The sequence below is a fragment of the Marinobacter flavimaris genome, from assembly GCF_002933295.1.
In the GTDB taxonomy this organism is placed as follows: Bacteria; Pseudomonadota; Gammaproteobacteria; order Pseudomonadales; family Oleiphilaceae; genus Marinobacter; species Marinobacter flavimaris.
Window position 1 is genome coordinate 278515 of sequence record NZ_PSSW01000004.1, and the last position, 16896, is coordinate 295410.

Here is a 16896-nt window from a genome sequence, read left to right on the forward strand (position 1 = left end):
TGTTGGCGTACTTGGTTTACCCCTTTGTGGGCATAGCCCGCAGCTTACTGATTGGAGGATTCCCCAGCATGGCCAACCTGATTCTGATTCTCGGCGACCAGTTAACGAGAAACATCAGCGCTCTCGACAACGCCGACAAGGATCGGGATCTCATAGTGATGGCCGAAGTCCATGAGGAAGCCAGCTACACCAATCACCACAAAAAGAAAATCGTACTGCTGTTCAGTGCCATGCGTCACTTCGCCCGGCAACTGGAGAGCGATGGTTGGCAGGTTCACTACCAGGCCTATCACCCGGACAACGAGCACCAGAGCCTCGAGGCAGTGGTTGGCGAGCAGGTTAAGCAGATCAATGCCGAGAGCGTGATCACCACAGAGTGTGGTGAATGGCGGCTGCATGAGCAGATCAGTGGTTGGCACGAGCGCCTTGGGGTACCGGTGGAAATCCGGCCGGATACACGGTTTATTGCCACCAAGCAGGAGTTTGCCGACTGGGCCGAGGGCCGCAAGCAGTTGCGGATGGAACTCTTCTACCGGGAGATGCGGCGCAAGACCGGTTTGTTGATGGCCTCCGACGGTGAGCCCGAGGGCGGGCAGTGGAATTTCGATGCCGACAACCGGAAGAAATGGACCGGCAAGCCGCCGGCCCCGGCGCCATTCCGGATAGAGCCGGATGCCATTACTCGGGATGTGATCGCCCTGGTGGATGAGCATTTCAGCGATCACTTCGGCACCACCGACGACTTCCATTTTGCCGTTACCGCCGAGGACGCGCAGGGAGCGCTCGAACACTTCATCGATTATGCCCTGCCCTGCTTTGGCGATTATCAGGACGCGATTTCGGACAACGAGGACTGGCTGTTTCATTCCATCCTGTCGCCCTACATCAATTCCGGGCTTCTGGATCCGGTGGCGGTTTGCGAGGCGGCCGCTCAGGCGTGGTATTCAGGCCGTGCACCGATCAACGCGGTGGAGGGATTTATCCGTCAGATACTGGGCTGGCGCGAGTTCGTGCGGGGCATTTACTGGATGAACATGCCGGGATATGCCAAAGAAAACCGTCTGGGCAACACCCGCGCCCTGCCCTGGTTCTACTGGACCGGGGACACGAAAATGCGGTGCATGCACAAGGCCATTGATGCCACCCGTCGCAACGCGTACGCCCACCATATTCAGCGCCTGATGGTTACCGGCAATTTCGCGCTGCTGGCGGGTATCAAGCCGGAGGAAATCTGTGACTGGTACCTGGCGGTATACGCCGATGCCTATGACTGGGTGGAACTACCCAACGTGCTGGGGATGGTCATGCACGCGGATGGCGGCTACCTGGGCTCAAAACCCTACGCCGCCAGCGGCAAGTATATCCAGCGCATGTCGGACCATTGCGCCAACTGTCATTATAAGGTGAACAAGGCCACCGAAGATGACGCCTGCCCGTTCAACGCCCTGTACTGGCATTTCATCGATCGCCATCGGGACGACTTTGCCAAAAACCCGCGTATGGGCATGATGTACCGGAACTGGGACAAGCAGAAGCCCGAGAAACGGGAAGCGCTGCTCCAGCGCGCCGGGTATTTGTTGACGAACCTGGAGAAGCTTTAACCCCAACATCGGTCGGCTTCCGCAAAGCAGGTGTTTACGCCAATATGTCCTGCACTTGTGCGGCAAAAGCCCCACATTGGTGCTAGCCTGACATCAGGATTGTTAACACCATGGACGCGGCCCCGACGATGAACCTTCGACTGGCATTGGGTCTGACAACAGTACTGGCATCGCCCCTTTGCCAGGCCCAGCCTCCATTCCTGAACCTCTACACCTTTGAAAGCCCGCCGTATCAGATGGTGGGCTCTGACACGGGTGGAGAAAGTCAGATCTCCGGTGAAACCGCAGACACGGTGATTTGTGCTGCCAACCGGGCCGGCTGGTCAACCCGCATCCGGATTACGCCCCAGAACCGGGCCATACATTCGCTGGAACGCAATATGATCGATGGCTATTTTGCCATTGATCCTTCTGCAGAACTCGACACCATTGCCACACGGAGCGATCCGGTGGCGCTTGAGAAGTGGTACTTTTTCACTCGCGACGACAAAGCGTTTACCAAAGACCTTCGAATAGGCGTTGTCGCCGGTAGCAATGAAGAGGCCTGGCTGAGCGCTAAAGGCTATGGGATTTTCCTGAGCGTATCCTCCCCCTCACAGCTGTTGGCCCTGCTCAAGCGGGGCCGAATTGATACCGCCCTGATGGATGAGCGAGTCATGGATCGTCTGCGCCAGGCCAAAGAATTGGCCGGCACGCAGCTCCGTGCGCACTTCGTTCGCTATGCCCCGCTCTACCTTTATCTGGGCGAAACCTTTACCTCAGACAACCCCGAATTTCTCGGCATATTCAACCGCACGCTGAACAGCTGTATGGCCGGGCAACTTGCGCTGTCACAGGAAGAAGATCGACGCATTTCGGAGCTGTCGAGCCGGCTTTTCAAGGAAATGAACAGCATCCTCGATGTTCGCCAGATCATCGACGAAGGACCGAGGCAGGAGAGCTTTACTGACGTAATGACCATCGACAGCCAATGGACGGCGCTGTCACCCCTTGCAGTGCCAGATCTGGCAGCGGACATACTGGCACTTCCAGGCTCCAAAGCGCTGCAGGCGTGGCAACATTCCCACCAGGGCCTTGTCACAGAGGTAATGCTGGTCAATGACATGGGAACCCTCTCAGCGATGAGCCAGCTCACCTCAGACTACTGGCAAGGTGATGAGCCCAAATTCCAGAAAGTCATGGAAAATCGGGCAACCCAACCCGGTGGCGATCCACCGATATACCTCTCACCCATTCGGTACGACAAGTCCGCGGCCAGATTCCAGGTTACCGCCAGCAGGCCGGTTTTGAATGATCACGGGGAACCGGCCCTCGGTGTGATCGTGATCGGACTCAGTATCGAGGAAGCACTGAGCGACTCTGAACAATACTGATTGATTCAATCGTCCTCCCGGCAAAGCAGACACTCAGGGCGGTCCGACTTCACAGGCCAACACCAGGGCCCAGAACTCCGAGAAGTCATTGACCACCACATCCGGCTTATCCGGGTGTTTGTGGGTACCCGGAAAAATCTTGTTCAGCCAGGGCAGATCCCACTGGGCTCCGTTGAAGAATACCGAGGTCAGGCCCGCGCGCTTGGCGGCAATAACGTCAGTCGTGCTATCGCCCACGTACCACACACTCGGGTCGGGCGGGTAATCCAGTTTCTGGACCGCCAGCAGCAGTTGATCCGGGTGGGGCTTGCGCAGGGGTGTATCGTCGCCGCAGACGTCAACATCAAACAGATGCGTCCAGCCGGTATCCTCCACCGCCGCCAGTTCGTGCTCGAAAAACTCGCGGTCCCGGTTGGTAATGACACCCACCTGGATGCCCAGCCGCCGTAACCCTTCCAGAACTTCGCGCACCTTCGGCTCAAACGCCTTCACGGTACCGTAGTGTTTCCGGTAGTGGTGGTTGAACGCCTGGTGGGCAATCTGCTTGGCTTCCTGGTCATCCCCGAACAACACCTCAAAGATATCGGTTCGGGAAATCTTGCGGTCTGCCTTCACCTTCGGATGCAGCTTCGCAAACTCCCGGACGTAGGCAACCAGCTTCACATCTTCCGGGGTTTTGCTGTCTTCCGGCGCCACCATGCGGTCCATCAGTTTGAGTTTGTGGAAATCCGGCAGCATGTCGTCCACCGCGTGGTACATGGCGTCAAGGGTATCTACCAGGGTGGCGTGCCAGTCGAACAGGATGACTGCCGGACGGATGAGCTTGACCACCGCCGGGTGCCAGTCCGGCTCAATTCTCGGCTCGGGTCGCTGTGGCGGCGGAAAGGGCCGGGGTCGAACCTCGGCAGGCGTCTGCTCGAAGGCCTCCGGCTGGCTCCGCTCAAGCAGGGCTAAAAGGTCCATGAGGTCCTCAAAGCTGTCCAGAATGGCCGCGGGCGCGTCCCGGTGCGAGAACCAGCTGTCGATCCGGCCGGATTCCCAGCAGGCGCCGTTGTAGAACACGCCCGACACGCCGGCCTTGTTGGCGGTGAGCATGTCGACGTAGCTGTCGCCGACATACCAGGCCGTTTCATCCGCTGTCAGACCGAGCTTTTCAAGCGCCTTGAGAATCACCTCGGGGTCGGGCTTGTACTCGGTTACGTCGTCGGCACAGACCGTGGCATCGAACAGCCGTCGCCATCGGCCTTCGTCAACCGTCTGTAATTCCCGGTCCAGGAATTCTCGGTTCCGATTGGTCGACACCGCCAGGCGGATACCCATCGCTTTCAGGGCGCTGAGGTACTCATACGCGCCAGGTTGAAACGGTTTTACCTGCCCGAAATAACGGCGGTAGGCCTCGTTGTAGGCCTTGTGGGCAATCAGCTTGGCTTCTTTGTCGTCGCCAAAGATGGCATTGAAAATGTCCGTCCTTGAAACCCGCCGCTCTGCCAGAATACGCGGATGCAGGCGCCGGAAGATCCGGATGTAGCGCACCAGGCGCGCGTCGTCGCCGGTACGGCATTTATCCTCCGGCAGCAGCCGCTCCACGAGCCCCAGCTCTTCCAGTTGCGGCAGCATATCTTCCATGGCACTGAACATGGCATCGTGGGTGTCGACGAGGGTGCCGTGCCAGTCAAAGATCAACACCGACGGTGCTGAAATGGAATCGCAAAATCGGGCCATGCCCCGCCTCCATCAGAAGTTGCCTCAAGCCGGCCTTGAAATCCGCCGCCGGGCCGGCAAAACTCAGCGGTACTGACAAGAAAGATAAACCCGGTTTCCACTGCGCGCACGCATCGAGTCTGATCTATGCCAGTATCGAGCTACCTACTGCCCTACGACTTTTCACCGCTGACCCTGCTCAGTTACATGCTGGTGCTCGGGTTTTACGGTGCAGCGCTACTGAGGATGCCGGAGCAGGACCGGCCGGGACCGGGCCGGATCGTTACATTCACACTGGGCGTTATGCTCTGCTATGCGGTGATGCAGACCCGGTTCGACTACTACTCCCAGTACATGTTTTTCGTTCACCGGGGACAACACCTTATTCTTCACCACCTGGGGCCAATTCTGATTGCGCTGTCCAATCCACTGCCGGTGATGCGCTTCTGGTATCAGAAAATTTCGCCGTCTGTGCGTTATTGGCTGCAGCCTCTGGGGTGGATTTACCGCCTATTGCAGCAACCCCTGATCGCCTCGTTTCTCTTCGTGGGACTGATCTACTTCTGGCTCTGGCCGCCGATTCATTTTGACGCCATGCTCAGCCGGCAGCTGTACTGGATCATGAACTGGAGCATGCTGCTGGACGGCCTGCTGTTCTGGTGGCTGATCTTCGATCCCCGCAGTCCTGCAGTCACGAATGCGCTTGGCTACGGGAAACGTATCCTGCTGCTGGCGCTGGTGGCGATACCCCAGATGATTCTTGGCGCCTGGATCGTATTTTCCAGGGGCATGGTGTATGACGTCTACGAGGTCTGCGGCCGGGCATGGCCGATGCCACCGGAAACGGACCAGTTGCTGGGCGGCCTACTGACCTGGATTCCCCCGGCCATGATGAGCATCCTGGGCATCCTGATCGTGCTTCGCCGGGCCATGCATGAAGATGGCAAATTCCCGAAAAGCCGCTCTCTGGCGGGAGGTAACGCATGAGCAGAATACGGCTACTCTGGCTGATTTTCGTGGCACTGATGCTCACCGGCTGCACCGGGAATGATGAAAGCTGGCATGGCAAAGACATCTCAGGCCTGATGCCCGAGCTTGAGTTCCAGCTCGAGGGCACTGATGGGAATACCGTGACCCCCGCTGACTCACGAGGCACCATCCGGCTATTGTACTTCGGCTTCACCTCCTGCCCGGATGTCTGCCCGACCACGCTGACCGATCTTCGCCGGTCCGTTGGGCAACTGCCCGAAGAGTACCGGGACGATGTAACAACCCTGTTCGTCAGCGTTGACCCGCGCAGGGATACGCCGGAACGCCTGGCCAGCTACGTGGATTTTTTCGGTGATCGGGTTGTTGGCATGACAGCGGAAGAACCCGCGCTTCGAGAGCTCACCAAACGCTATCGAACAACCTTCGGTTACGACAAGCCCGACGCCAGCGGCAACTACAACGTCTCCCACAGCAGCGCCGTTTACGTGTTCGATCGCAGTGGCAACGCCCGGCTGCTGCTACGCCCCGGCCTGTCGCCCGAGCAGATCAGTGAAGATCTGGCCCAGCTGGCCCGGGAATCGGGTTAATCTCACCCTTGACCCTGTAGCAACTACAGGGTTTTGAATGCTCCCCAGAATCATCAATAAACGGAGAGCAGAAAATGCACAGCCACCACGATCACAGCCACGGGCACGGCCATGCGCAGCATTTCGACACGCATAATCGCTCGTTTGCGCTGGCCGTCGTGCTCAATGTGGTCTTTGTTGCCATTGAGGCGGTCTACGGTGTCCTGTCCGGATCCCTGGCCCTGCTGGCAGATGCCGGCCATAACCTGAGCGATGTGCTGGGCCTTGTCATGGCCTGGGTTGCGAGTTGGCTTGCCACCCAGGAAGCCACTGACCGGAACACCTACGGACTGAAAAAATCCACGATCCTGGCAGCTCTTTTCAACGCGCTTTTTCTGATTGCTGCCGTTGGCGGCATTGCCTGGGAGGCCATTGGCCGTTTCAACGAACCGGCGGAGGTTACCGGTTTGACCGTCATCGTGGTCGCCGGCATCGGGGTCATTATCAATGGCCTCACGATGCTACTGTTCATGAAAGGCCAGGAGGGCGATCTCAATATCCGCGGGGCGTTCCTCCACATGGCGGCGGACACGGCTGTGTCCGTGGGCGTTGTGGTTGCCGGCCTTGTGATCCTTTTTACCGGCCTTGACTGGATCGATCCGCTCGTAAGTCTGGTGATCGCAGCGGTGATCTTTATGGGAACCTGGCAGTTGCTCAAGGATTCACTCAATCTTGCGGTGGACGCGGTACCCAGGGACATCAACCCGCAGGAAGTCCTCGATAGTCTGAAAGGACTGCCCGGTGTTGAATCGGTTCATCATCTCCACATCTGGGGGCTAAGCACAACGGAGAACGCTCTCACAGTCCATCTCGTCAAGCCCGACCCGGCCAGTGACGATCAGATCATCGAGCAGGCCACCCGAATGCTGGCAAGTGACTTCAATATCCAGCATGTGACCATTCAATGGGAGCGGGAGGCCAGCAATTGCCCGACACTTGCCTACTGCTGATCCCCGGGAAGGAGCCGGACGTACTATGGCCAGAAACCTGAACGGAGCCCACTAGTGCCCCATAAAAAGCTCAATCTCCCTGAAAAGACCTGCCCGGTCTGCCAGCGCCCCTTCGCGTGGCGGAAAAAGTGGGCAAAGGACTGGGAAAATGTCCGCTACTGCAGCGAACGTTGCCGGCGCGAGAGGAACGCATCCACATGACGACCGTTGTGTGGTTCAAGCGCGATTTGCGTACACGGGATCATGCCCCCCTGGTGGCGGCAGCGAGCCTGGGAGAGCCCGTCATTCCGCTGTATGTTATCGAGGATGAGTACTGGCAACTGCCGGATACCAGCGGCCGGCAGTGGGCGTTTATCCGGGATTCTCTGGACGACCTGGACCGACAGTTGCGCAAGGCCGGCAGCCAGTTGCTGGTGATTCGAGGGTCGGTTATTGATGCGCTAAAGCAGCTCCTGGCCCACCAGGGCGTCAACCGCATCTTTTGTCATCAGGAAACCGGCGGAAACTGGACCTTCGAGCGTGACAGGGCGGTAATTGGCTGGTGTTCGGAAAACCAGGTGGAATTCCGTGAGTGGAACCAGTTCGGTGTGGTTCGCCGCCTGAGCGACCGGGATGTCTGGGACAGGGCGTGGACCGAGCTGATGCGCCAGCCAGTGCTGGAGGCTCCGACTGCAATCCCGACATCGGATACCCTGAAGATCGATTGGGCTGCCGACAATGGCCAGGGTTTCGAAGTGCCAGACTCATGCCCGGACCGCCAGAAAGGCGGCAGCGCGAGAGGGGAAAAGCTCCTCGACTCCTTCCTGGATCGCCGCTGCGTCGGTTACCAGTACAACATTTCCAGCCCGAACACCGCGGTCAGGGCCTGCTCGCGCCTGAGCCCGCATATTGCCTACGGCACCGTCAGCCTGCGGGAGATTTACCAGGAGTCCAAGGCCACCGGCAACCACCGCAACACCCTGCCCCGAAAAAAGAAAAGCCTGACCAGCTTCCGCTCCCGATTGCACTGGCATTGCCATTTCATCCAGAAACTGGAAGACGAGCCGGAGCTGGAGTTCCGGGCCATGCACCGGGAAATGGAGGCGTTGAAAGCCGGGCCCAATGATTCCGAGCGACTGCAACGCTGGCAGGAAGGCCAGACCGGATGGCCCCTGGTGGACGCCAGCATGCGTGCACTGGCCCACTCCGGCTGGATCAACTTCCGGATGCGAGCCATGCTGATGGCAATCGCCAGCTACCAGCTGTGGCTGCACTGGCGCGATCCGGCCCTTCACCTGGCCCGCTTGTTTACCGATTTCGAGCCGGGCATACACTACTCCCAGACCCAGATGCAGTCCGGACTCACAGGCATCAACGCCCTGCGAATCTACAACCCGGTGCTGCAGAGCCAGAAACTGGACCCGGAGGGCGAGTTCATCCGGCGGTGGATTCCCGAGCTGGCCGGCGTGCCCAGTGAAATGATCCACACACCCTGGCTGATGACACCGGCCCAGAAAGAGCGTTATGGCGGCAACACCTACATCTCACCGGTGTGTGACCATGAGCAGGCCGCTCGGGTTGCCCGCAAGGCGGTTGGCGACTTTCGCAAGCAGCATGTCAGCAAGACAGAAACAGACCGGGTGCTGTTACGCCACGGCAGTCGCAAGGGACCTGTCCAGAAACGCCCCGGCGTGCCAGCGAAGCAGCAGCCCGATCAATTGTCACTCTTCGACTAGAGGGCACAATCACATCATTTGCGGTTCATTTGCCGTTGATGCTCCAGCATTTGCTCCATCATCATCTGCATCTGGTTCATCCGGTTCTCCATCATCTGAAGACGCTGCTCGTTGTCCATCCCGGGCCCGCCAGAGCGATTGCTCTGGGCATTACCAGACTGCTTTTTACCCTGGCCCTGATTATTCATCATGCCCTGGCCGCTGCCCATCATTCCCTGACTATTGCCCATCATGCCCTGGCCCATCATCCCGGGCCCCATCATGCCGCCACGCATCATCTGCATGTGCTCCTGCATGTACTCCATGTGCTGCTCGCGCAGTCTCTGGCGTTCAGCGTTGGAATTGGCGTTCCGCATTTCCTGCATCATGGCCTGCATGCGTGCCATGTTTTCATTCATCTGCTGCACTTGTTCCTCAGTCATCATGCCGCTGCGAGGCATTTGCCCCGGGTTTCCCTGGGCAAAAGCGAAGGCAGGCAAAGCAACGAGCACGGAACACGCTACGAAACGGGTTAATCTGTTCATGAGATCCTCCTTATAGGCTGCAACTTTGTGCATCCTTATCAGTAAAGACCATGAAACTGAATTGAGGCTGAAAAAGGCCCCTTGAACCCCGTTTAAGTCCTCTCAGGTTGATCTGTGTCATCCAAATGCCCGGGGAGATCATAACTCTCATTGTGATACCCTGCATTCAGGCTTTGCCTTGATGACAGGACTTAAGGCAACCGTCCATTTTCCAGGTCGTGTCTGGGGTATCATGCGATGAAAATCGGTGAATTGGCGAAAGTCACAAACATTCCCGTTGAAACCATCCGCTACTATGAAAAGATCGGCCTGCTGCCGGAACCGAATCGAGACAGCAGCGGCTACCGCTCTTACCGTAACGCTCACCTGGACCGCCTTCTATTCATTAAACGCTGTCGCAACCTGGACATGGCTCAGGACGAGATCCGCGAGCTGATCGGGTTGGCCGAACAACCGGAAGCAGACTGCAGCGATGTTGACGCCCTGCTTGCCCGCCACCTGACTCACGTGCGCGAGCGATTGAAAGAACTGGCGAGCCTGGAAGAGACCCTGGTGCGGCTTCAGGAAGCCTGTACTGATGGCAGAACGGTCCGGGAGTGCGGCATTCTTGGCGGCCTGAATTCCGAACTCGGTGCATTGGAGCCAGAGGATCGCCACAACCACGTACCCGGTACCCATGGCCCCGGCCAAAAGTGACCGGTGTTAAAAATTTCGGCAACAACTGTTGACCCTGTAGCAACTACAGGGTTTTAAATAGAGGCATTCGAATACAGGAGGTCTTTATGGCGTGCAGTTGTTCTGCCCCCGAACCCAAATCCCCTGCCCCGGGCTTTCGCAAGGCATTATGGATTGCGTTGTGGGTGAACCTGGCCATGTTCGTTGTCGAGGGCGTCGCCAGCCTGTCATCCGGTTCTGTCTCACTGATGGCGGACGCTATCGATTTCTTCGGCGACAGCGCCAACTACATCCTCTCCCTGACCGTGCTTTCCATGGGAATGTTGTGGCGCGGCCGGGCAGCCATGGTCAAGGGTATTACCATGACGGCATTCGGCCTGGTGGTCTGGGCACGGGCAGTCTGGGTGGTGCAGGCGGGCATAACACCAGAGCCGCTGACCATGGGTGCGGTTGGCCTGCTGGCACTTTCCGCCAATGTAAGCGTGGCCGCAATGCTGTTCAAATTTCGTGAAGGGGATTCGGACATGCGCTCGGTCTGGCTGTGCAGCCGAAACGATGCCATCAGCAACATCGCCGTTATGGTGGCTGCGCTCGGCGTGTTCGGTACCGGAACCGCCTGGCCCGATCTGATTGTGGCGGCCATCATGGGCACGCTGGCGATTACAGCCGGCATCAGCGTAATGCGCCATGCCCGCAGCGACATTGCCCAAGCCAGGGCCAGTGAAGCGCAACCGGCAGCTACAGCATCGAGCAGCCGCTAAAACGCCAGGGAGATCATTACCGGGATAAACGCCAGGGCAAACAGCGTGGTAAGCAACACCGTACCCGCTGCCTGCCTCGGCGAGGTATCCAGCAGCGTGGCGATAACCACGGTGTTAGCAGCAATCGGGGTGATCGAGATGAGGAACATGGCCTTGTGAACCGCTGGCTCGTATATGCCCAGCACTGCTGAATCAACCCACCAGAACACAATCGCCACCAGTGGCCAGATCACGAACTTCCCGAAAAACGCCAGCGCGGTGAAGCGGACATTGCCCGCCAGCCCACGAAAGCTGGTGATGCTCATGCCGATGATCATCATGCCCAGAATGCTGTAGGCCCCACGCAGGTTATCGAACAGTGGCACGAAGATATCGGGAATCCCAACACCCGCCAGATTCAGCGCAACCGCCGCCAGGAAGGCATAGACAGACGGAAGTTTCAGCACCCGCCAGAGCGCATCCTTGATGCTGTAGCGCCCTCTCGCCGCCAGATAGAAGCCCACGGAGTTCTCGAACAGCGTGGTGCCCAGCATGCACACGATGTAGAGCCCGAGCCCCTCTTCACCGAACAGCAACAACGCAACCGGCACCCCGAAGTACCCGGTGTTACCGGAACCCACACACAGGGGAATGATGTTGGCACTGCCGTCGGAGAGCATCCTCTTGGCCAGCTTTAATTGCACAATTCCCAGAACAGAAGAAATCCCGAATACCAGAAAGGGCAGCAGGATGACTTCGGGAGAAAGCGGCGCTGCCATAACACCGGAAAACACCACGGATGGTGTCACTATGTAGAGCATGATGCCGGCAATATGGCGACCACTGGCCTCAAGATAGCGACCGGCGATCCAGCCCAGTGCGACGGTCACATAGAGCGGTATAAGTTTGAAGAAAAGGGCAAGGGCTGCAGCCATCGGAACTCCGTGAGGCAAGGGTAAACTTCCAGCGACAGGAGGCGGAGTCTATCACTGAACTTTCAGCGAATCGCGATATCGACTCAGTGAAAAAGCCTTAATGATTTAAGTCATTTCAAAAGATTCTTCTCTGATACCATAATTGAGGTGACACTCATAACAGGGTCAATGCCATGAACAGTATTTTCAGGCCAGACGTCTCCTCGGCTCCATGCATGCTGGGAGAAAACAACCCGGATATTGTTGAGCAGGATGCCGCACCAGAGTCGGCAGCCCTCCTGCATGGCCTGAGCCGGGTATTCGGTATTCGTCTGGCGGGCCATGAAAATGATCCGGACGCCCGGTTTCTGGCAGACCTTGCACGCCTGTTCCACCTCAGACGGGTGGACCCCGAAACTGCACTGGAAAAGCACGATAAACCCTGGGCAAACGTTTACCTGATTCAGTACGGCATACTCCGGCTTTTCCGGGAAGCGCCAAGTGGCAAGGTGTCGGTGCACCATTTCTTTTCCGAAGGCGATATGGTCTGGCCGGTTTTTGGCCGAACCCGCACGGTACGCAATACCCTTTGCCTGACTACGGTCACGCCGATGACTACCTGGGTGGCCGACTTCTCGGCTTTCCGGTCGGCGATCCAGTCTCATGGAGAGGGGCTCTGGCCCCAGTTCGCCCTGGCACTGACAGAAGAAATCGCAGAGCTCACCAGCATGAGGGAATTCCGAAAGCATACAATGCCGGCCCGTGATCGATATCGGTTATTGCTCGAGGAATATCCGGAACTGGTCAAACGGGTGCCGGACAATCAGCTGGCGTCATGGCTCGGTGTTGTGCCGGCGACTTTTTCCCGTCTGAAAACCGGAGCCGCAAGAACCTGACTGTGAAGGCGAGGCTCGAGGAGCGCTGCATAAAAAAGGGCAGCAAGCTCTCGCCTGCCGCCCTGAAAAACGCTCAACGCTTTGCTAAAACCTCAGTCTTATCCGTGCAGCTTTACTGCCAGTTCGGCAACGTGCTTACCCTGGAAGCGGGCAATGGCGAGTTCCTTTTCACTCGGTTGCCTGGAGCCATCGCCACCGGCGATGGTTGAAGCGCCATAGGGCGTTCCACCGTTCACTTCAGAGATATCGAAGAACTCTGGAATGCCATACCCGAGGGGCACAATCACCATGCCGTGGTGCGCCAGGGTGGTCCAGAAAGAGCTGATAGTATGCTCCTGTCCGCCCCCGGTGCCGGTAGACGTGAACACGCTGGCTACTTTGCCGTGGAGCTTGCCTTCAGCCCACAAGCCACCCGTCTGGTCCAGAAAGGTACGCATCTGGCCCGCCATGTTGCCGAAACGAGTGGGCGTGCCGAAAATCACCGCATCGTATTCTGCCAACTCTTTCGGATCAGCCACTGGCGCTTCCTGATCCGACTTTCCGCCAGCACTGGCAAACGCTTCGTCGCCCATCGTCTCGGGCACCCGCTTGATGGTTACATCGACACCGTCAACGCCTTTGGCGCCGTCGGCAATGGTGTTTGCCATCGTCTCGATATGGCCATACATGGAGTAATAGAGCACAAGTACTTTTGCCATGAGAAAAACCTCCCGTGTCTTTAAATCGATATACGGATGCTAACCAGAGGCAGACTCGAGAGAAATCGGAAGTTTTCCGACAGGTTATTCAGTTTTTCTGAACAGCCTCACAGGATGGTCACTCTGGGCCATTGCGTACACGTGTACGCTCAAGTATTTTATTGGCATGACATATCAGGAAGACCATTCAGTGACAGCTACAGCAACTCCATCCCCGGCACCCAATACCCATCACCGCATTGAGGAATGGCTGAACAGTGCCACCCACGGGCTCGGAGCCATCCTGAGCATTATCGGCACTGCGGCCTTGATCATTGGGGCCAGCCAGTTCGGGGATATCTGGAAGATAGTCAGCTTCAGTATTTTTGGCGCTTCGCTGATCCTGCTATACCTGGCCTCCGCCCTGTATCACAGTGCCAGGCGGCCGGAACTGAAAAGCGCCTTCAAGACCCTGGATCATTGCGCCATTTTTCTGTTGATCGCCGGTACCTACACGCCGTTCCTCCTGGTAAACATGCGCGGCTCAGTGGGCTGGACGCTGTTTGCGGTGATCTGGTCACTGGCGATTACCGGGGTGGTGCTGAAGGTTATTTTCAAGAACCGCTTCAAGCTCGCAAGGGTTGGCATCTATGTGGCCATGGGCTGGTTGATCACTTTCGCCTCTTCCGATCTGGTGGCCAACCTGAGTGAGACCGCCCTGAACCTGACGATTGCCGGCGGCGTTGTCTACACCGCCGGAGTCGCCTTCTACCTGGCTGACCGCGTACCTTACATGCATGCGATCTGGCACCTGTTCGTGATCGGCGGCAGCGCCTGCCACTTCAGTGCCATTTACTATGGCGTGCTGCCTCACATCGCTTGAAGCAGTCCCGGCAAGCGGACTCAAATCAAGCTCGGAACGGATCTAAACCGCCGGAAATGAGTGGCTACCTCCACTGCGCTAACCTCCTGAACACCTACCCACTTCGAGATATCACTATCGCATCTTTTTGATTAAATTGAATTTTACGGCGCACAAACGGACCAAAATGTTCGCCGGAAAACGGACCCGCTGACACCTCATTTTGTCCTTGAGCAATATCAAGAATTTGCCCCCCTCCTGCTTTGCACAATGGCACAAAGCCCTGAAGCCTCTGACCGGAGGCAAATGGCTATGCAAACCGAGGAGCACGAATCATGGCTAACAGTACAGCGAGCGCCGGCCACATCGGCGCGAGGAACAGGACCAACGCAGACATCGAACACTGGGATGTCGAAAGCGAAGAATTCTGGGAACGGGAAGGCAAGCGTATCGCTTCCCGCAACCTGTGGATTTCCATACCCAGCCTGCTGATGGGCTTTGCCGTCTGGCTGATGTGGGGAATGATCACCACCCAGATGAAGAACCTGGGTTTTCCATTCACCATTGATCAGCTGTTTACCCTTTCTGCGATTGCCGGCCTGTCCGGGGCCACCTTGCGGATCCCGGCCTCGTTCATGATCAAGATTGCCGGCGGGCGAAACACAGTGTTCCTGACCACCGCCCTGCTGATGATTCCTGCTGCCGGTACCGGCATCGCCCTGATGAACCCAGACACACCGTTTATCGTGTTCCAGGCCCTGGCACTGCTCTCCGGTATCGGTGGCGGTAACTTTGCCTGCTCCATGAGCAACATCAGCACCTTCTACCCGAAAAGCAAACAGGGCTATGGCCTGGGCATGAATGCCGGTCTCGGTAACTTCGGTGTCACCACCATGCAGGTGGTCATCCCACTGGTAATGACAGTGGGCATCTTCGGCGCTCTCGCCGGCGACCCGATGCAGCTACAGAGCCCGAGCGGCACCCTGATTGGCCGCATTGAAGCGGGTACCGATACCTGGATCCAGAACGCCGGCTTTATCTGGCTGGTATTCCTCATTCCGCTGGCGTTTGCCGGCTGGTTCGGCATGAACAACCTGAAAGTGGTTACCCCGAACCCGGGCAACCCGCTTTCAGCATTTGGCAAGATTCTCGGACTGTATGGCGTGGGTATTCTCGCTTCTATCGCCGGCGTCTGGGCTCTCAGCGTACTGAACATGTGGTTGGCCCTGCCCCTGACCATCGTGCTCACGCTGATTCTTCTGCGACTGATCCCCGGCGATATCAAACCGAACATCCAGAATCAGTTTGCCATCTTCAGCAACAAGCACACCTGGTCCATGACCGTGCTCTACATCCTTACCTTTGGATCATTCATCGGCTTCTCCGCTGCCCTGCCGCTGTCCATTACCGTTATCTTCGGCAACATGATGGAAGTGGCAGCCGATGGCACGGTAACCCGTGTGGTCAACCCTGATGCGCCGAGCGCACTGACCTGGGCCTGGATGGGGCCGTTTGTTGGCGCGCTCATTCGCCCGGTGGGCGGCTGGATTTCCGACAAGGTGGGCGGATCCATCGTTACCCAGATCATCTCGGTTGTGATGGTCGCAGCCTCTGTGGCGACCGGCTATGTAATGATGCTGGCCTACAACTCCACCGATCCGAACGCCTACTTTGCGCCGTTCCTGATCCTGTTCATCATCATGTTTGCGGCCAGCGGCATCGGCAACGGTTCCACCTTCCGCAGCATCGGCTTCATCTTCAACCAGCAGCAGAAAGGCCCGGTTCTGGGCTGGACCTCCGCGGTTGCCGCCTACGGCGCGTTCATCGCTCCCCGGGTGATGGGCCAGGAAATCCAGGCCGGCACCCCGGAAGTGGCCATGTACGGATTTGCGGTGTTCTACGCCCTCTGCCTGGTGGTTAACTGGTGGTTCTACCTGCGCAAGGGCGCGTACATCAAGAATCCCTGATACCACGCTCCTAAAAACAGCCGGCGTCCGTTAAGGACGCCGGTTTTTTTATGCCTGCTCTCTACTGAAGGCTCCCGCCTCGACTGTCTCGACCGGACGAAATGACGCAAACGCCGGCAAATGCTAGATTCAGAATATTGGATTTAATCCCGACAGAACCAGGGAGCCTGCCATGTCCTTCGAAGAGCTGTTCGACGCAAGCTACGAGCGCGTCCTCAAGAGTCCACCTGAGCTACCTGACTTCTTTGAAGCCTTCTATCGCCGGTTCCTAATGTCTTCACCTGAGGTCCGGGTACTGTTTCGCAACACAGATATGGCGGTTCAGCGAAGCATGCTGAAGAAATCCTTTTTCAGCCTCGTGGCCTTTTACGCCAGCGGCAACGTTGACAATGTCCTCCATCGAATTGCCTGCCTGCACAGCGCCCGCCACCTGAGTATCAAGCCCTACCTCTACGACCTCTGGCTCGAATGCCTGACGGACACCGTATGGGCCTATGATCGGGAGTGCAGCGACGATATCGAATTGGCCTGGCGGTTGGTACTGAGTCCTGGAATCACATACATGAAATTCGGATACGATCATTTCTGACTTGAGGTGAGCACCAGATCCAGTTTCCCGTCAGATCCGATTTGCAACAAGACCTGCGCCCGAGCCGCGTGAAGACCAACAGTGATCCCCGAAAGA

At 57.6% G+C, this 16896-nt stretch carries 17 protein-coding genes; 13 read left to right on the top strand and 4 right to left on the bottom strand.

Translation table 11 applies throughout. The features are described 5' to 3' along the window. The first annotated feature begins 68 nt into the window (after positions 1–68). Positions 69–1601: a cryptochrome/photolyase family protein gene (locus MDHKLMBL_RS09770; RefSeq protein WP_104270718.1), complete on the top strand. Its 1533-nt coding sequence runs from the start codon at positions 69–71 to the stop codon at positions 1599–1601. Between the two features lie 110 nt (positions 1602–1711). Then, complete coding sequence (locus MDHKLMBL_RS09775) at positions 1712–2974, top strand: substrate-binding periplasmic protein (protein WP_104270719.1); 1263 nt, start codon at positions 1712–1714, stop codon at positions 2972–2974. 33 nt (positions 2975–3007) lie between these two features. Here MDHKLMBL_RS09775 and MDHKLMBL_RS09780 read toward each other — a convergent pair whose 3' ends face one another. Continuing rightward, positions 3008–4696 carry an HAD family hydrolase gene (locus MDHKLMBL_RS09780; RefSeq protein WP_104270720.1) on the bottom strand — a complete coding sequence of 563 codons (1689 nt, stop codon included), beginning with the start codon at positions 4694–4696 and terminating at the stop codon, positions 3008–3010. Between the two features lie 126 nt (positions 4697–4822). On the opposite strand from MDHKLMBL_RS09780, the gene MDHKLMBL_RS09785 reads away from it, so the two are divergent. The 5 genes from MDHKLMBL_RS09785 (at position 4823) to MDHKLMBL_RS09805 (ending at position 8956) form a co-directional block, all read left to right on the top strand. Further along, the gene (locus tag MDHKLMBL_RS09785; protein ID WP_104270721.1) at positions 4823–5662 is read left to right on the top strand and encodes a cytochrome c oxidase assembly protein; all 840 of its coding nucleotides are present in this window, start codon (positions 4823–4825) and stop codon (positions 5660–5662) included. Then, complete coding sequence (locus MDHKLMBL_RS09790; protein ID WP_092032059.1) at positions 5659–6252, top strand: SCO family protein; 594 nt, start codon at positions 5659–5661, stop codon at positions 6250–6252. Before MDHKLMBL_RS09785 ends, MDHKLMBL_RS09790 begins: the two co-directional genes overlap by 4 nt. A gap of 74 nt (positions 6253–6326) precedes the next feature. Next, positions 6327–7241: a cation diffusion facilitator family transporter gene (locus MDHKLMBL_RS09795; protein WP_092032062.1), complete on the top strand. Its 915-nt coding sequence runs from the start codon at positions 6327–6329 to the stop codon at positions 7239–7241. A gap of 54 nt (positions 7242–7295) precedes the next feature. Beyond that, positions 7296–7442, top strand: coding sequence for a DUF2256 domain-containing protein (locus MDHKLMBL_RS09800; protein ID WP_075267585.1), 147 nt, complete (start codon positions 7296–7298; stop codon positions 7440–7442). Next, positions 7439–8956, top strand: a complete 1518-nt coding sequence (locus MDHKLMBL_RS09805; RefSeq protein ID WP_104270722.1) for an FAD-binding domain-containing protein — start codon at positions 7439–7441, stop codon at positions 8954–8956. The genes MDHKLMBL_RS09800 and MDHKLMBL_RS09805 overlap by 4 nt, the downstream gene beginning before the upstream one ends. 14 nt (positions 8957–8970) lie before the next feature. On the opposite strand, the gene MDHKLMBL_RS09810 is transcribed toward MDHKLMBL_RS09805, so the two are convergent. Then, positions 8971–9480, bottom strand: a complete 510-nt coding sequence (locus MDHKLMBL_RS09810) for a hypothetical protein (protein ID WP_241956213.1) — start codon at positions 9478–9480, stop codon at positions 8971–8973. Positions 9481–9717: 237 nt separating this feature from the next. On the opposite strand from MDHKLMBL_RS09810, the gene cadR reads away from it, so the two are divergent. Continuing rightward, positions 9718–10176: a Cd(II)/Pb(II)-responsive transcriptional regulator gene (gene cadR, locus MDHKLMBL_RS09815; RefSeq protein ID WP_062781132.1), complete on the top strand. Its 459-nt coding sequence runs from the start codon at positions 9718–9720 to the stop codon at positions 10174–10176. An 86-nt stretch (positions 10177–10262) separates the two neighbouring features. After that, on the top strand, positions 10263–10916 hold the full coding sequence (locus tag MDHKLMBL_RS09820) for a cation efflux transmembrane domain-containing protein (protein ID WP_104270724.1): 654 nt from the start codon (positions 10263–10265) through the stop codon (positions 10914–10916). Here the strand turns inward: MDHKLMBL_RS09820 and MDHKLMBL_RS09825 are convergent. After that, on the bottom strand, positions 10913–11830 hold the full coding sequence (locus MDHKLMBL_RS09825) for an AEC family transporter (RefSeq protein WP_104270725.1): 918 nt from the start codon (positions 11828–11830) through the stop codon (positions 10913–10915). The two genes, MDHKLMBL_RS09820 and MDHKLMBL_RS09825, sit on opposite strands and share 4 nt — an antisense overlap. Before the next feature lie 173 nt (positions 11831–12003). Between MDHKLMBL_RS09825 and MDHKLMBL_RS09830 the strand changes: the two genes are divergently transcribed. Next, positions 12004–12705 carry a Crp/Fnr family transcriptional regulator gene (locus MDHKLMBL_RS09830; RefSeq protein WP_104270726.1) on the top strand — a complete coding sequence of 234 codons (702 nt, stop codon included), beginning with the start codon at positions 12004–12006 and terminating at the stop codon, positions 12703–12705. Positions 12706–12803: 98 nt separating this feature from the next. Here MDHKLMBL_RS09830 and wrbA read toward each other — a convergent pair whose 3' ends face one another. After that, complete coding sequence (wrbA, locus tag MDHKLMBL_RS09835) at positions 12804–13403, bottom strand: NAD(P)H:quinone oxidoreductase (protein WP_014578220.1); 600 nt, start codon at positions 13401–13403, stop codon at positions 12804–12806. 166 nt (positions 13404–13569) lie between these two features. Between wrbA and trhA the strand changes: the two genes are divergently transcribed. From trhA to MDHKLMBL_RS09850, 3 genes are all read left to right on the top strand, one after another. Beyond that, positions 13570–14265, top strand: a complete 696-nt coding sequence (gene trhA / locus MDHKLMBL_RS09840) for a PAQR family membrane homeostasis protein TrhA (RefSeq protein ID WP_104270727.1) — start codon at positions 13570–13572, stop codon at positions 14263–14265. A 314-nt stretch (positions 14266–14579) separates the two neighbouring features. After that, positions 14580–16211 carry an MFS transporter gene (locus tag MDHKLMBL_RS09845; protein ID WP_104270728.1) on the top strand — a complete coding sequence of 544 codons (1632 nt, stop codon included), beginning with the start codon at positions 14580–14582 and terminating at the stop codon, positions 16209–16211. A gap of 172 nt (positions 16212–16383) precedes the next feature. Next, positions 16384–16800 (top strand): globin family protein, encoded by a 417-nt coding sequence (locus MDHKLMBL_RS09850; RefSeq protein ID WP_062781116.1) that lies wholly within the window; start codon positions 16384–16386, stop codon positions 16798–16800. The last annotated feature ends 96 nt before the right edge of the window (positions 16801–16896 follow it).

Coding starts and splice junctions, on each gene's coding strand:
- MDHKLMBL_RS09770 (WP_104270718.1), top strand. CDS start 69: ATGGCCAACCTGATTCTGATTCTCGGCGACCAGTTAACGAGAAACATC.
- MDHKLMBL_RS09775 (WP_104270719.1), top strand. CDS start 1,712: ATGGACGCGGCCCCGACGATGAACCTTCGACTGGCATTGGGTCTGACA.
- MDHKLMBL_RS09780 (WP_104270720.1), bottom strand. CDS start 4,696: ATGGCCCGATTTTGCGATTCCATTTCAGCACCGTCGGTGTTGATCTTT.
- MDHKLMBL_RS09785 (WP_104270721.1), top strand. CDS start 4,823: ATGCCAGTATCGAGCTACCTACTGCCCTACGACTTTTCACCGCTGACC.
- MDHKLMBL_RS09790 (WP_092032059.1), top strand. CDS start 5,659: ATGAGCAGAATACGGCTACTCTGGCTGATTTTCGTGGCACTGATGCTC.
- MDHKLMBL_RS09795 (WP_092032062.1), top strand. CDS start 6,327: ATGCACAGCCACCACGATCACAGCCACGGGCACGGCCATGCGCAGCAT.
- MDHKLMBL_RS09805 (WP_104270722.1), top strand. CDS start 7,439: ATGACGACCGTTGTGTGGTTCAAGCGCGATTTGCGTACACGGGATCAT.
- MDHKLMBL_RS09810 (WP_241956213.1), bottom strand. CDS start 9,480: ATGAACAGATTAACCCGTTTCGTAGCGTGTTCCGTGCTCGTTGCTTTG.
- cadR (WP_062781132.1), top strand. CDS start 9,718: ATGAAAATCGGTGAATTGGCGAAAGTCACAAACATTCCCGTTGAAACC.
- MDHKLMBL_RS09820 (WP_104270724.1), top strand. CDS start 10,263: ATGGCGTGCAGTTGTTCTGCCCCCGAACCCAAATCCCCTGCCCCGGGC.
- MDHKLMBL_RS09825 (WP_104270725.1), bottom strand. CDS start 11,830: ATGGCTGCAGCCCTTGCCCTTTTCTTCAAACTTATACCGCTCTATGTG.
- MDHKLMBL_RS09830 (WP_104270726.1), top strand. CDS start 12,004: ATGAACAGTATTTTCAGGCCAGACGTCTCCTCGGCTCCATGCATGCTG.
- wrbA (WP_014578220.1), bottom strand. CDS start 13,403: ATGGCAAAAGTACTTGTGCTCTATTACTCCATGTATGGCCATATCGAG.
- trhA (WP_104270727.1), top strand. CDS start 13,570: ATGACATATCAGGAAGACCATTCAGTGACAGCTACAGCAACTCCATCC.
- MDHKLMBL_RS09845 (WP_104270728.1), top strand. CDS start 14,580: ATGGCTAACAGTACAGCGAGCGCCGGCCACATCGGCGCGAGGAACAGG.
- MDHKLMBL_RS09850 (WP_062781116.1), top strand. CDS start 16,384: ATGTCCTTCGAAGAGCTGTTCGACGCAAGCTACGAGCGCGTCCTCAAG.